Source organism: Streptomyces xylophagus (assembly GCF_000716435.1).
In the GTDB taxonomy this organism is placed as follows: domain Bacteria; phylum Actinomycetota; class Actinomycetes; order Streptomycetales; family Streptomycetaceae; genus Streptomyces; species Streptomyces xylophagus.
This window is the reverse complement of record NZ_JNWO01000021.1, coordinates 130,666-142,753: the sequence shown is the minus strand read 5'-3', so window position 1 is coordinate 142,753 and position 12,088 is coordinate 130,666. Positions and strand designations below refer to the sequence as shown.

13 protein-coding genes are annotated in these 12,088 nt (G+C 71.3%); 4 read left to right on the top strand and 9 right to left on the bottom strand.

The window, feature by feature from the left end:
* Nucleotides 1-79: 79 nt before the first annotated feature.
* Entirely contained in the window at nucleotides 80-988 is a 909-nt protein-coding gene (locus OO70_RS36960) for an RNA ligase (ATP) (RefSeq protein ID WP_043681465.1), read from the top strand.
* 17 nt (nucleotides 989-1,005) lie between these two features.
* On the opposite strand, the gene soxR is transcribed toward OO70_RS36960, so the two are convergent.
* Nucleotides 1,006-1,545, bottom strand: coding sequence for a redox-sensitive transcriptional activator SoxR (soxR, locus tag OO70_RS36955; protein ID WP_043681462.1), 540 nt, complete (start codon nucleotides 1,543-1,545; stop codon nucleotides 1,006-1,008).
* Nucleotides 1,546-1,669: 124 nt separating this feature from the next.
* On the opposite strand from soxR, the gene OO70_RS36950 reads away from it, so the two are divergent.
* Nucleotides 1,670-2,131 carry a MaoC family dehydratase gene (locus OO70_RS36950; protein ID WP_043681993.1) on the top strand — a complete coding sequence of 154 codons (462 nt, stop codon included), beginning with the start codon at nucleotides 1,670-1,672 and terminating at the stop codon, nucleotides 2,129-2,131.
* A gap of 28 nt (nucleotides 2,132-2,159) precedes the next feature.
* Here the strand turns inward: OO70_RS36950 and OO70_RS36945 are convergent, their stop codons facing one another.
* The 3 genes from OO70_RS36945 to OO70_RS36935 form a co-directional block, all read right to left on the bottom strand.
* A complete protein-coding gene (locus OO70_RS36945; RefSeq protein ID WP_043681459.1) occupies nucleotides 2,160-2,783 on the bottom strand; it encodes a TetR/AcrR family transcriptional regulator in 624 nt (207 codons plus the stop codon).
* Between the two features lie 83 nt (nucleotides 2,784-2,866).
* Nucleotides 2,867-3,112 carry a YiaA/YiaB family inner membrane protein gene (locus tag OO70_RS36940; protein ID WP_043681457.1) on the bottom strand — a complete coding sequence of 82 codons (246 nt, stop codon included), beginning with the start codon at nucleotides 3,110-3,112 and terminating at the stop codon, nucleotides 2,867-2,869.
* A 61-nt stretch (nucleotides 3,113-3,173) separates the two neighbouring features.
* Complete coding sequence (locus OO70_RS36935; RefSeq protein ID WP_043681454.1) at nucleotides 3,174-4,325, bottom strand: acyl-CoA dehydrogenase family protein; 1,152 nt, start codon at nucleotides 4,323-4,325, stop codon at nucleotides 3,174-3,176.
* A gap of 94 nt (nucleotides 4,326-4,419) precedes the next feature.
* Between OO70_RS36935 and OO70_RS36930 the strand changes: the two genes are divergently transcribed.
* Nucleotides 4,420-5,058 (top strand): TetR/AcrR family transcriptional regulator, encoded by a 639-nt coding sequence (locus OO70_RS36930; RefSeq protein ID WP_043681451.1) that lies wholly within the window; start codon nucleotides 4,420-4,422, stop codon nucleotides 5,056-5,058.
* 266 nt (nucleotides 5,059-5,324) lie between these two features.
* On the top strand, nucleotides 5,325-6,272 hold the full coding sequence (locus OO70_RS36925; protein WP_043681448.1) for a DMT family transporter: 948 nt from the start codon (nucleotides 5,325-5,327) through the stop codon (nucleotides 6,270-6,272).
* Nucleotides 6,273-6,410: 138 nt separating this feature from the next.
* Here OO70_RS36925 and OO70_RS36920 read toward each other — a convergent pair whose 3' ends face one another.
* The 5 genes from OO70_RS36920 to OO70_RS36900 form a co-directional block, all read right to left on the bottom strand.
* The gene (locus OO70_RS36920; protein WP_043681445.1) at nucleotides 6,411-7,493 is read right to left on the bottom strand and encodes a Zn-dependent alcohol dehydrogenase; all 1,083 of its coding nucleotides are present in this window, start codon (nucleotides 7,491-7,493) and stop codon (nucleotides 6,411-6,413) included.
* Between the two features lie 11 nt (nucleotides 7,494-7,504).
* On the bottom strand, nucleotides 7,505-8,893 hold the full coding sequence (locus OO70_RS36915; RefSeq protein WP_043681442.1) for an aldehyde dehydrogenase family protein: 1,389 nt from the start codon (nucleotides 8,891-8,893) through the stop codon (nucleotides 7,505-7,507).
* Between the two features lie 145 nt (nucleotides 8,894-9,038).
* Nucleotides 9,039-9,521 carry a DUF3574 domain-containing protein gene (locus tag OO70_RS36910; protein WP_043681439.1) on the bottom strand — a complete coding sequence of 161 codons (483 nt, stop codon included), beginning with the start codon at nucleotides 9,519-9,521 and terminating at the stop codon, nucleotides 9,039-9,041.
* A gap of 20 nt (nucleotides 9,522-9,541) precedes the next feature.
* Nucleotides 9,542-10,876: an ABC transporter ATP-binding protein gene (locus tag OO70_RS36905; protein WP_043681431.1), complete on the bottom strand. Its 1,335-nt coding sequence runs from the start codon at nucleotides 10,874-10,876 to the stop codon at nucleotides 9,542-9,544.
* 174 nt (nucleotides 10,877-11,050) lie between these two features.
* A complete protein-coding gene (locus OO70_RS36900) occupies nucleotides 11,051-12,046 on the bottom strand; it encodes a class F sortase (RefSeq protein ID WP_324604895.1) in 996 nt (331 codons plus the stop codon).
* Nucleotides 12,047-12,088 lie beyond the last annotated feature (42 nt).

Below are 12,088 nucleotides of genomic sequence, written 5' to 3'. Positions count from 1 at the left end.
CAAATCCCTTCGCTCCACCCCTTTCGGATCAGGACAGTTGAGGGCGATGAAACCCAACTGAGTAGCCCGAGGAGCCCCGATGTCGACGCTGCGCGTCACCGCCGAAGTGCTGACCGTCCATGAACACCCGAACGCCGACGCCCTCGAACTGGCCCAGGTCGGCCTGTACCGGGCCGTCGTCGCCAAGGGCGCGTACCGCACCGGTGAGACCGCCGTCTACATCCCCGAGCAGTCCGTGCTCCCGGCCGAGCTGATCGAGGAGTTGGGGCTGACCGGACGCCTCGCGGGGAGCAACTCCGACCGGGTCAGGGCGGTGCGGCTGCGCGGTGAGCTGTCGCAGGGGATCGTGTGCCGGCCGAAGGTCCTCGCGGACGTCGATCTGGCGCGGGCCGCCCTGGACGGCACCGACTTCGCGGAGCGGCTCGGTATCACCAAGTGGGTGCCGCCGATCCCGCCCACGATGGACGGTGACGTCGAGTCCGCGCCCGATCTGCTGCCCTGGGTGGACATCGAGAACATCCAGCGGTTTCCCTGGCGGGCGGTCCGCGGCCACGGGGTCCCCGAGGCCGCCGCCCGCCTCGCCGAACGGCTCGGCGCGCGCCGAGTGGGTATCTTCGGTGAGGTGTTCGGCGCGGGCGTGCAGGACCTGACCTACGGCGCCGACGGGCGACGCCAGACGCTCGGGTACGCCGTGTTCGACGTGTCCGCCGAGATCGACGGCGCGGTGCGGTGGCTGGACGCGGGCGAACTGCTCGACGGGGAGCTGCCGTTGGTGCCACGGCTGTACGAGGGGCCGTACGACGTCGAGCGGGTGCTGGAGGTCGCGAGCGGACGGGAGACCGTGTCCGGGCGGGGGCTGCATCTGAGGGAGGGTGTGGTGATCCGGCCGGCCGTGGAGCGGTACAGCCCGGTGACCGGCGGTCGGGCGATCGCCAAGGCCGTGAGCGCCGCGTATCTGACACGGAAGGGCGGCACCGAGTACGAGTGACGCCCGGTGCCGAGCGCTCAGCCGCACTTCTCGGGACCGGGACCGGGGCCGGGACCGGGATCCGAACCCCGGTCCCGAGGGGTACGGCCCTTTCGGCGTTCCCCCGGTTCCGTCATCAGCCGTGAACCCGCTCCCCGTTCGCCGATCACGTCGTCCGGGTTGGACAGGACGCAGGTCGCCAGCGACAGGCAGCCGCAGCCGATGCAGTCGGTGAGGTGGTCGCGGAGGCGGTTGAGCTGCTTGATGCGTTCGTCGAGTTCGGAGCGCCAGGCCTCGGAGAGGTGGGCCCAGTCCTCGCGGGTCGGGGTGCGTTCCTCGGGGAGTTCGGCGAGTGCCTCGCGGATGGTGGCCAGCGGGATGCCGACGCGCTGTGCGGCCCGCACGAAGGCGACCCGGCGCAGGGTGTCACGGGTGTACCGGCGCTGGTTGCCCGTGGTGCGGCGGCTGCTGATCAGGCCCTTGGCCTCGTAGAAGTGCAGGGCGGAGACGGCGGCGCCGCTGCGCGCGGCGAGTTGTCCCACCGTGAGCTCGTGGATCTTCTCGGGAATCTGGGGCACCCCTCGAACCCTACCCATCCACCGGCGCCGCTGTCCGTTGACAGGGGGCCCGCTTCCGACCATGCTAAGCAGTTGCTTAGGTATGTTGGGACATCTGATGCTGGATGACGCGAGAGGCCGGGACATGGCAGAGCCGAGGATCTTCACCTCCGTCGACGACCTGCGGGCGGCGGTCGGTGAGCAGTTGGGGTACACCGACTGGCTGGAGGTCGACCAGAAGCGGATCGATCTGTTCGCGGACGCGACGGGCGACCACCAGTGGATCCACGTGGACCCGGAGAAGGCGGCGGCAGGACCGTTCAAGACCACCATCGCGCACGGCTACCTCACCCTGTCGCTGCTCCCGCTCTTCGGGCCGCAGCTGATCAAGGTCGAGGGCGTCAAGATGGGCGTCAACTACGGGACGAACAAGGTCCGTTTCCCCGCCCCGGTGCCGGTCGACTCCCGGCTGCGCGCCACCGCGACGATCACCGGCGTCGACGACGTGCCGGGCGGCGTCCAGGTGAGCGTCGCGTTCACCGTGGAGCGCGAGGGCGGCGACAAGCCGGTGTGCGTGGCCGAGTCGGTGTCCCGCTACTACCTCTGAGGGACGACCAACGCCCGCGGTCCGGCGGCTACTTGGACCCCACCATCCGCAGTACGAGGTCGGCGTAGAGCGCGCCGACCTCGTCGGGTGTCCGGGGGCCGTCGAGGCTGAACCAGCGGGCCACGTCGATGCACAGCGACAGGATCGCGAGGGTCGTGCCCTTCACGTCCGGCACGTCGAAGGAGCCGTCCGCCACCCCGTCCTCGACGATCCCGCGCACCTCGGCGTCGACCTGCCGGCGCAGCGCGAGGATCTCGGCGCGGGCGTCCGGGCCGAGCGAGTCGAGTTCGTACTGCACGACCCGCGCGGTCGTACGGCCGCCGGCGTGCCAGCGCACGAAGGAGCTGACGGCGTCGGCGAGCCGCTCGGCGGCGCTGCCCTCGCGCCCCGCCGCCGTACGCAGGATGTCGAGGGCCTTTTCATGGCCGATCCTGCTGATGCGGTGGAGCAGCTCTTCCTTTGTCTTGTAGTGGATGTAGAGCGCGGCCGGGCTCATCCCGGCGCGGCCGGCGATGTCCCGGGTGGTCGTCGCGTGGTAGCCGCGCTCGGCGAAGGCCTCCACGGCGGCGATCAGCAGCCGCCGGGCCGCGTCGGGCGTGACCTCTGCCCAGGCCTGCGGGTCGCCCGCGGTCGTCTCCTCCGCCGTACTCATCGCTCGTGAACCCCTCTCGATACCTCTCAATGACAAGGGTTCCACCATACCGCCGAACCTGAGCGAGCGCTTAGTCTCCCCGCTCAGAGCTTTTCGAACGGGTTGTAGGGGGTACGGGCCGCATCCTGCCGGTCGCGGATCACCTTGGCGAGGGTGAAGGAGGAGGTGACCAGATACAGGACGGCGATCGCGAGGAAGGCCCGCACCCAGGCGTCGGCGTGCAGCTTGAAGATGCCGATGGCGGTCGCCGCGATGGCGACGGAGAAGGACGCGACGGCCTGGCCGTAGAAGGCGGCCGTGTTCTGCGGTTTGCCCGATGCTTCGCTCATGGGGACAAGCGTCCGCTTCCACGGCCGCCCCGGCATCCGTACGGATACTCAACTCCCGTACTCAGAAAGCCGAAACGCCCGTCAGCGCACGCCCGATGAGCAGTTTCTGGATCTGGCTGGTGCCCTCGTAGAGAGTCATCACGCGGGCGTCGCGCAGCAGCTTCCCGGCCGGGTACTCGTCGATGTAGCCGTAGCCGCCGAAGACTTGGAGGGCGTTGTTGGCGGCGCGCACGGCGGCCTCCGAGGCGAAGAGCTTGGCCTTGGAGGACTCGGTGGCGAAGGGGAGCCCGCGGTCGATGAGGTCGGCGACCCGCCAGGTCAGCAGCCTCGCCGCGTCCACGTCGACGGCGATGTCGCTGATCAGTTCCTGGACGAGCTGGTGCTGCGCGATGGGCTTGCCGAACTGCTCGCGCTCACCGGCGTAGCGGACCGCCACGTCCAGCGCGGCCTGGGCGATGCCGACGCAGCCCGCCGCGACCGACATCCGGCCCTTGGCCAGCGCCGACATGGCGACCGAGAAGCCTTTGCCCTCGGGGGCGAGCATCGCGGAGGCGGGGACGCGGACGTCCTCGAGGACGAGTTCGGCGGTGGCCTGACCGCGCAGGCCGAGCTTGCCGTGGATCGTGCGACGGGTCAGGCCGGGGGTGTCGGTCGGCACGAGGAAGGCGGAGACGCCCTTGTGGCCGGGGGCATCGGTCGAGCGCGCGAAGAGCAGCACGACATCGGCCCAAGTCCCGTTCGTGATGAACATCTTGGTGCCATTGATGACGTAGTCGTCGCCGTCACGGACCGCGCGAGTCGTGAGGTTGCCGGCGTCCGATCCCGTGCCGGGTTCGGTGAGGCCGAAGCAGCCGACGTACTCGCCGGAGGTGAGCCCCGGCAGCCAGCGCCGCTTCTGCTCCTCGCTCCCCCAGCCGGCGATCGACTTGGCGACAAGACCGAGCGACACGGAGACGATGCCGCGCACGGAGGAGTCGCCGCGTCCGAGTTCCTCGGTGACCAGGCAGTACGCGAGATGGTCGCCGCCCGAGCCGCCGTACTCCTCGTCGACGGTCAGCCCGAGGAAACCGACGCCGCCGAGCTTCTTGACGATCGAGCGGTCGACCTCCTCCGCACGGTCCCAGGCGATGACGTGCGGGGCGATCTCGCGGTCCACGAAGTCCTTGGCGAGCCGCCGTACGGCCTCCTGCTCCTCGCTGAGCTCCAGGTTCATGGAACGTCACCCCAAGTCGAAAGCCGTCGGAAGAAAAGCTGCGACTTTAAATTAGCACTGCTAGTTTCGGTCGCGCAGCCCTACTATGTGCGCCATGGCCCGACCGCGCAAGCCCCTCCTCAGCACCGACCGGATCGTCGAGACGGCCCGCGTGCTGGTGGACTCCGAGGGCCTGGCAGCCGTCTCCACCCGTCGGCTCGCCGCCGAGCTCGGGGTGAGCGGGCCCTCGCTCTACAACCACTTCCGCACGAAGGACCAGATCCTGGAGGCGGTCGCGGACTCGGTGAGCGCACAGGTCGACCTGTCGATGTTCGAGGACGGCCGCGACTGGCGCACCGCGCTGCACGACTGGGCCGTCTCCTATCGCGGCGCGCTGCGCGACCATCCGAACATCGTGCCGGTCCTCGCGACGGGACCCGGGCGGCGGCCGGCGGGGTTGCGGCTCGCGGACGCGGTCTACGGTGCGATGGTGGACGCGGGGTGGCCTCCCGCGCAGGCCACGTCGATCGGGGCGTTGATGCGGTACTTCATCATGGGGTCCGCGCTGGGGTCGTTCGCCGGGGGGTTCGTGGACGACGAGAGTGCGTACGACCCTGCGGACTATCCGCATCTCGGGCAGGCGCATCTTCTTGCGGAGCAGCAGGAGAAGGTCGACGAGCGGGCTTTTGAGGTGGGGCTTGCTGCGCTGCTGGATGGGCTGGCGGGGCAGTTCGACGCGGTGGTCGGTAGGTAGGGGCGGCCAGGGGGTGGGGACTTCTGTGGTGTGCCGGGTGCGGGTGCGTCGTGGCTGGTCGCGCCCACGCGGCGGAGCCGCATATCGATACAGCCCCGCGCCCCTGAAGGGCGCACGTGGACGCGCTCCGAAGGGGCGCGGAGAACTGCGCGACCAGCCCCCACAGACGCGCACCCGGCATACGACAGAAGCCCCCACCCCCTCCCCCGACGATGGCGTCTGATTTCCGCCAGCGGTGCAGCCCTGTTGCCGCCTAGCCTCGACCTATGACAAAACCCCTCCGCCGTGCCGAACGGACAGCGGCCGCAGCCGCTGTCGTCACCGTCGTGCTGTGGGCCTCCGCGTTCGTGTCCATCCGCAGTGCGGGGGCCGCCTACTCGCCGGGGGCGTTGGCCTTGGGGCGGCTGGCCAGCGGGGCGCTGACGCTGGGGATCATCTGTCTCGTACGGCGCGAAGGGGTGCCGCCCCGGTCGGCCTGGCGGGGGATCGCGCTGTCGGGCGTGCTGTGGTTCGGCTTCTACATGGTCGCCCTGAACTGGGCCGAGCAGCAGGTGGACGCCGGTACGGCCGCACTCGTCGTGAACATCGGGCCCATCCTCATCGCGCTGCTCGGGGCGCGGCTCCTCGGTGACGCGATGCCGCCGCGGCTGGTGGCGGGGATGGCGGTGTCGTTCGCCGGTGCGGTGACCGTGGGGCTGTCGATGTCGGGCGGGGGCGGTTCGTCCGTGCTCGGTGTGGTGCTGTGCCTGCTCGCGGCGGTCGCGTACGCCGCCGGGGTCGTCGCCCAGAAGCCGGCCCTCGGCCAGGCCAGCGCGCTCCAGGTGACGACGTTCGGGTGTCTCATCGGGGCGGTGGGATGTCTGCCGTTCGCCGGGCAGTTGGTGAGCGAGGCGGCACACGCGCCGCTCTCGGCGACCCTCAACGTGGTCTACCTGGGCGTCTTCCCGACCGCCCTCGCCTTCACCACCTGGGCGTACGCCCTCGCCCGTACGACCGCGAGCAAGATGGGCGCGACCACCTACGCGGTGCCCGCACTGGTCGTCCTGATGTCGTGGCTGGCGCTCGGCGAGGTACCGGGGCTGCTCACGCTGGCGGGCGGGGCGCTGTGCCTGGCGGGGGTGGCGGTGTCGCGGTCTCGGCCGGGAGCGGGGACTCGGGCTCGGGCCGAGCGGGCTGCGGCGGCGGAAGAGCCGCAGCCCGAACAGGTGCCGTAGGCAAGGTCGTTCAGGTCGCACCGGTGTCGCCGAGAAGGCCGCTCAGCCTGAACCGGTGCCGTGGGCAAGGCCGTTCAGCCCGAAGCGGTGTTGCACGGCAGGTCGTCCAGCCCCAACCAGTTCCGTGGGCAAGGCCGTTCAGAACACCACCAACGCCCGTCCGCCCTTCCCCGCGACCATGTTCTCGAACGCCGCCGGAATTCCGTCCAGCGCGATCCGTTCCGTCACCAGCGTGCCCAGGTCCAGGCGTCCGGCGCGGACGTGTTCGGCGAGCACCGGGAGATCCTTCGCCGGGTCCGAGTTGCCGTAGACGCAACCGCTCAACGTCCGTCCCCAGTGGAAGAGTTCGAGGGCGTTGAAGGTGACCTGCTGGTCCTTGCCGCCGATGCCGACGACCGTGGTGCGGCCGCCTCGGCGGGTGGACTCCCAGGCGGTGCGGATGGTGACCGCCCGGCCGACGCATTCGACGGCCACGTCGACCCCCTGCTTGCCGGTGAGCGCGCGGATCTCCCGGGCCGTGTTCTCGGAGGCCACGACGTAGTCCGTCGCCCCGGCCGCGCGGGCCAACTCCTCCTTCTCCAGGGAGACATCGACGGCGACGATCTTCGTGGCGCCCGCGATCCGGGCCGCCTGGAGGGTCGACAGACCTACTCCGCCGACACCGAAGACCGCGACCGTCTCGCCCTCCCGTACCTGCGCCGCGTGGTGCACGGCGCCGTAGCCGGTGAGGACCGCGCAGCCGAGGAGGGCCGCGTCGGTGAGGGGGATGCCCTCCGGGAGGGGGAGAACGCAGGCTGCCGATACGACCGTCTCCTCGGCGAACGCGGCGACGTTCAGGCCGGGGTGGAGGTCGCTGCCGTCGGAGGCGCGGTGGGCGTAGACATCGGCGGCGCCGTTGAGCGCGTTGGCGCAGAGCCAGACCTCGCCGAGCGTGCAGGCGTGGCAAGTGCCGCAGGACGGGGCCCAGTTGAGGACGACGGCGTCGCCGGGTGAGACATGGGCGACTCCCTCCCCTACGGCTACTACCGTGCCCGCGCCCTCGTGGCCGAGGACCGCGGGGACCGGCACGCGCATCGTGCCGTTGGTCAGGGACAGGTCGGAGTGGCAGACCCCGGCGGCGGCGAGACGGATGCGGACCTGGCTGGGGCCGGGGTCCGGGAGGTCGATCTCGGTGATCTCCAGCGGAGCGCCCACGGCGGGCAGTACGGCGGCGCGAACCATGCGAACACTCCTCAGAACTGGAGGGACTTGGTCTGGAGGTACTCGGACAGACCGTGCGCACCGAGTTCCCGGCCCACCCCCGACTGCTTGTAACCCCCGAACGGGGCACGGGGGTTGAACCGTCCGCCGTTGATGTCCACCTGCCCGGTCTCCAACCTCCGCGCGAACGCCACCGCTTCCGCCTCCTCCCCGGCCCACACCGCACCCGCCAGGCCGTAGACCGTGCCGTTGGCGATACGCACGGCGTCGTCCTCGTCGTCGTAGCGGAGGAGGGAGAGGACCGGGCCGAAGATCTCCTCCTGGGCGATCGTCATGTCGGGGGTCACGTCGGCGAAGACGGTCGGGCTGATGAAGTAGCCCTGCGCGGACGGGGATTCAGGGCCGCCCGCCACCAGCCTCGCGCCCTCCGCCACGCCCTTCTCGATGTAACTCCGCACCCTCGCCTGCTGCTTGGCGCTCACCACCGGGCCGATGCGGTCGCCGTACTTGGCGGCGGCTGTCGAGGCGAGTGCGACCGCCTCGTCGTACTGGTCGCGGTGGACGAGCATGCGGGTCCAAGCGCTGCAGGTCTGGCCGGAGTTGGACATCACGTTGGCCACTCCGACGTTGACGGCCTTGGCGAGGTCGGCGCTCGGCAGGATGACGTTGGCGGACTTGCCGCCGAGTTCGAGGGCGACCTTCTTGACGGCGGCGCCCGCTGTCGCGCCGATCTGGCGGCCCACCGCCGTGGAGCCGGTGAAGGAGACCAGGTCGACGCCCGGGTGCTCGGCGAGGGCCTGGCCGGCGATCGGGCCGAGGCCGGTGACGAGATTGAAGACACCGGCCGGGATGCCCGCCTCGTCGACCGCCTCGGCGAACAACTGGGCGGTGAGCGGGGTGTCTTCGGCGGGCTTCAGCACCACCGTGCAGCCCGCGGCGAGGGCCGGGGCGACCTTGGCGACGATCTGGTGGAGGGGATAGTTCCAGGGGGTGATCGCGCCGACCACTCCGATGGGCTCCTGGTAGACCGTCGAGTTGCCGACCTTCTCCTCGAAGGCGTGGGTCGCGGCGAGTTCGGCGTAGGAACCCGCGACGGCGATCGGCACGGCCGCGTGGACGGCCTGGGAGAAGGCGAGCGGGGAGCCGAGTTCGGCGGTGACCGTCTCGGCGATCTCGTCCTTGCGGGACACGAGGACGTCCCTCAACGCCCCCAGGCGGGCGGCGCGTTCGGCGGGCGGGGTCGCGGCCCAGCCCGGGAGGGCGGCACGGGCGGCCCGTACGGCGGTGTCGACGTCGGCCGCGGTACCGGCCGGGACCCGGTCGATCACCTGCTCGTCGACCGGGTTCACCACGTCGATGGTCTCCCCGCTCGCGGCGGGGCGCCAGGCGCCGTCGATGTACATGCCGTCGTGTGCCTTCATCGTGCTGCCTCCCGGGCGTGACTACGTCGTCAGCCTCACAAACTAGCGATGTTAGTTTTCCGGCGCCAGGGACTCCGGGTCACGGAGCCATGGGCACCTCGGGTCACGGAGCATGGGCACCTCGGGTCACGGACGCCCGGTCGGCTCAGAAATCGGCCCGGGTCCGGTCGTCCACCCGGCCCACCGACTCCTGCGCGAAGGCCTTCTCGTACGCCCGCCGGATCTCCTCGATCTTCCGGTCGCTCGCACCCGCCGCCGTCACCGGATACAGCAGGATCAGCTCGTACGACCGCTCCTTCTCGATCTTCCCGTTCGCGTCCCGCCACTGCCCGCGCCCGCTCTGCACGGTGAGCCCGTCCGGGAAGTCCGGGGTGACCTCCTTGTCCACGAAGGCCATGAACTGCCGGTCGGTGACGGCCGGTCCGCCGTCGGGCCGCTCGGTGCCGAAGAAGAGTTGCGTCTCGACGTACGGCGTTCCGCGCGTCGGCGCGGGAGCGGAGGCCGGGGCGGAGGCGGGGACGGGGACGGTTTCCGTGCCGAAGCCGGCGTAGGCGGTGGGGGCCGCGGCCGTCAGGAGGAGGCCGGCGATCACGAGGGCTGCCCGGTTTCGGGTGAGGTGCACGTTCATGCGCCTATCCGTACCGGTCGTCACTCGTCCAGGTCGGGCAGCCGCGCCGGGGCCGGGGAGATCCGTTCGCCGTGGTGGTCGAAGACGAACAGGTGGGCGATGTCGACGAGGAGCGGGACGTGCATGCCGTGGCGGAGTTCGATGTCCGGGGTGGTGCGGACGACGAGGTCGCCGGGGAGGCGGCCCTCGGGCGGTACGGGGTCGGGGTCCGCGCCCGCCGGGTCTTCCAGGACGACCACCGGGCCGGCGCGCAGCACACCCGCGCGTTCCCGCAGCCGACCCAGGACGCTGCCCTCGCGTCGGCGACGGCGCGCCGGGCGTGCGGGGCGCGGAGCCTCCAACTCCGGTACGACGGCGGGCCGGGAGCCGGTGTTGAAGTGGACGAGGACCTCGTGGCCCTGGAACTCCACGTGCTCCACCAGGCCGCTGATCGCCACCTCGCCGGGACGGGCGGCGGTGGGCTTGGCGATGCGGATGGCCTCGGAGCGCAGGCCGACGATGACCTCGCGGCCCTGCTGGACGCGGAGCAACTGGTGGTCCAGGCACAGGGGTTCGGGCAGTCGCAGGTACTGCTTGCCGAGGCTGATGGTCATCGCGCCGTCCAACGGGGCCCGGACCAGGCCGCGCAGGAGGTTGATGCGCGGGGTGCCGATGAAGGCGGCGACGAAGACGTTGCGGGGCAGGGCGTACACCGAGCGCGGGGTGCCGAGTTGCTGGAGGACTCCGCCGCGCAGGACGGCGACGCGATCGCCCAGCGACATGGCCTCGGCCTGGTCGTGGGTGACGTAGACCGTGGTGACGCCCAACTTGCGGGTGAGGGAGGAGATTTCGGCGCGCAGGTGGTTGCGGAGTTTGGCGTCGAGGTTGGAGAGCGGTTCGTCCATCAGGAAGGCCGAGGGGTGGCGGGCGATGGCGCGGCCCATGGCGACGCGTTGGCGTTCGCCGCCGGAGAGCTGGCTGGGGAAGCGTTCCAGGAGGTCCTCGATGCCCAGCATGCGGGCGGTGGCGTCCACCCGGGGGCGCGGGTCCTCGCCGGGGGTCTCGATGCGCAGCGGGAAGCCGATGTTGTCGCGGCTGGTCATGCTCGGGTAGAGGGCGAAGTTCTGGAACACCATCGCCATGTCCCGTTCGGAGGGGGCGAGTTCGTTGGCGTACTCGCCGTCGAGTCTTAACTCGCCCTCGGTGATCTCCTCCAGGCCGGCGATCATTCTCAGCACTGTCGACTTGCCGCACCCGGACGGCCCGAGCAGCACGAGGAACTCCCCCGGCGCGATGTCCAGCGACAGCCGGTCCACCACGCGGACGCCTCGCGTGTAGGCCTTGCTCACGTCGTGCAGGGAGATGGCGCGTGTCATGACGAGTGCCCCCGGGGGCTCACTTGGGCGACGGTGCTCCGCGGTCCGATCGCCCCGTACGGGTCGTACGAGGCTTGTGAGTCACGGAAGTTAACGGAATGTGCGCGCCCGGGGGAAGAGACCGGACGGGATCGGGCGTGTCGGTCCGGGTGGTGAGAAAACGGACGGTCATCTTCAGCCGGTTCGGGCGCGTTCCCGGATCGCGGTGAGATGGGCGAAGACGACGGTGTTGCCCGCGTAGCCGGTCCTGCGGTCGTAGCTGCCGCCACACGTGATCAGGCGCAACTCGGGGCGGCCACGGGCCCCGTACACCTCCCGGTCGGGGAAGTGCGCCTTCTCGTACGTCTTCACCGCGTCGACCATGTAGACGGCGGTCCGGCCGTCGGCGCGCCGGACCTCGATCAAGTGGTCGGGCTTCAGTTCGCCGAGGCCGGCGAAGACGGCGGGACCGGTCATGGTGTCGAGGTGGCCGACGGCGACGGCGGTGCCCTGCTCGCCCGGGGCGGGTCCGTCGGCGTACCAGCCCACCCGCTTCGGGTCGTCGTCGGGCGGCGCGGACATCCGGCGGTCGGGGCCGAGGCGGAGGGGCATGACCGGGGCGTCGACGTCGAGGTAGGGGATGGAGAGGGCGGTCGCGGGGGAACGCGGGAGGGTACGGGGCGGGGGCGGGGATGCCTGGTGGGGCGGCGGCGCCTGACGACCGGGGCGGGCCACGGGGTGTCCCGGGGACGGCCGTTGGCCGCCTCGCGCGTCCATGCGGATGTCCGGGGTCGACGAAGCCGCCCGGGCCTGGCCGGAAGTATCCGTGGCCGACGAAGCCGCCGGGGCCGAGCCGGAGGCATCCGTGGCCGACGGAACCGTCTCGGCCGGGCCGGAGGCATTCGTGACCGACGAACCCGCCCGAGCCGAACCGGAGGCATCCGCGCCTCCGGCGCACCGGGCACCGCCGACCATCAGCGCGACGGTCAGCACGAGGGTCCGCGTGAGCCGGTAGGCGCGCGTCCGGTACCAGGGCGGGCGGCGCCGCACCACGCCGGTGGTGGTGCGGCCGGGTGCCTCGCGGGAGGTGCGACCAGCGGCCTGCCAGCCGTCGGTTGTCGGGCGGGGCAAGTGGCGGGGGCGCAGGGTGTCAGCGGCCCGTCGGCCGTCCGCGCCCGGTCGCAGGCGCACGGTGTCAGCGGCCCGTCGGCCGTCCGCCGCCGGTCGCGGCCC

Excerpts from the sequence above, each read along its gene's own strand:
- OO70_RS36960 (WP_043681465.1), top strand. The coding sequence starts at position 80 with ATGTCGACGCTGCGCGTCACCGCCGAAGTGCTGACCGTCCATGAACAC.
- OO70_RS36950 (WP_043681993.1), top strand. The coding sequence starts at position 1,670 with ATGGCAGAGCCGAGGATCTTCACCTCCGTCGACGACCTGCGGGCGGCG.
- OO70_RS36945 (WP_043681459.1), bottom strand. The coding sequence starts at position 2,783 with ATGAGTACGGCGGAGGAGACGACCGCGGGCGACCCGCAGGCCTGGGCA.
- OO70_RS36940 (WP_043681457.1), bottom strand. The coding sequence starts at position 3,112 with ATGAGCGAAGCATCGGGCAAACCGCAGAACACGGCCGCCTTCTACGGC.
- OO70_RS36935 (WP_043681454.1), bottom strand. The coding sequence starts at position 4,325 with ATGAACCTGGAGCTCAGCGAGGAGCAGGAGGCCGTACGGCGGCTCGCC.
- OO70_RS36930 (WP_043681451.1), top strand. The coding sequence starts at position 4,420 with ATGGCCCGACCGCGCAAGCCCCTCCTCAGCACCGACCGGATCGTCGAG.
- OO70_RS36925 (WP_043681448.1), top strand. The coding sequence starts at position 5,325 with ATGACAAAACCCCTCCGCCGTGCCGAACGGACAGCGGCCGCAGCCGCT.
- OO70_RS36920 (WP_043681445.1), bottom strand. The coding sequence starts at position 7,493 with ATGGTTCGCGCCGCCGTACTGCCCGCCGTGGGCGCTCCGCTGGAGATC.
- OO70_RS36915 (WP_043681442.1), bottom strand. The coding sequence starts at position 8,893 with ATGAAGGCACACGACGGCATGTACATCGACGGCGCCTGGCGCCCCGCC.
- OO70_RS36910 (WP_043681439.1), bottom strand. The coding sequence starts at position 9,521 with ATGAACGTGCACCTCACCCGAAACCGGGCAGCCCTCGTGATCGCCGGC.
- OO70_RS36905 (WP_043681431.1), bottom strand. The coding sequence starts at position 10,876 with ATGACACGCGCCATCTCCCTGCACGACGTGAGCAAGGCCTACACGCGA.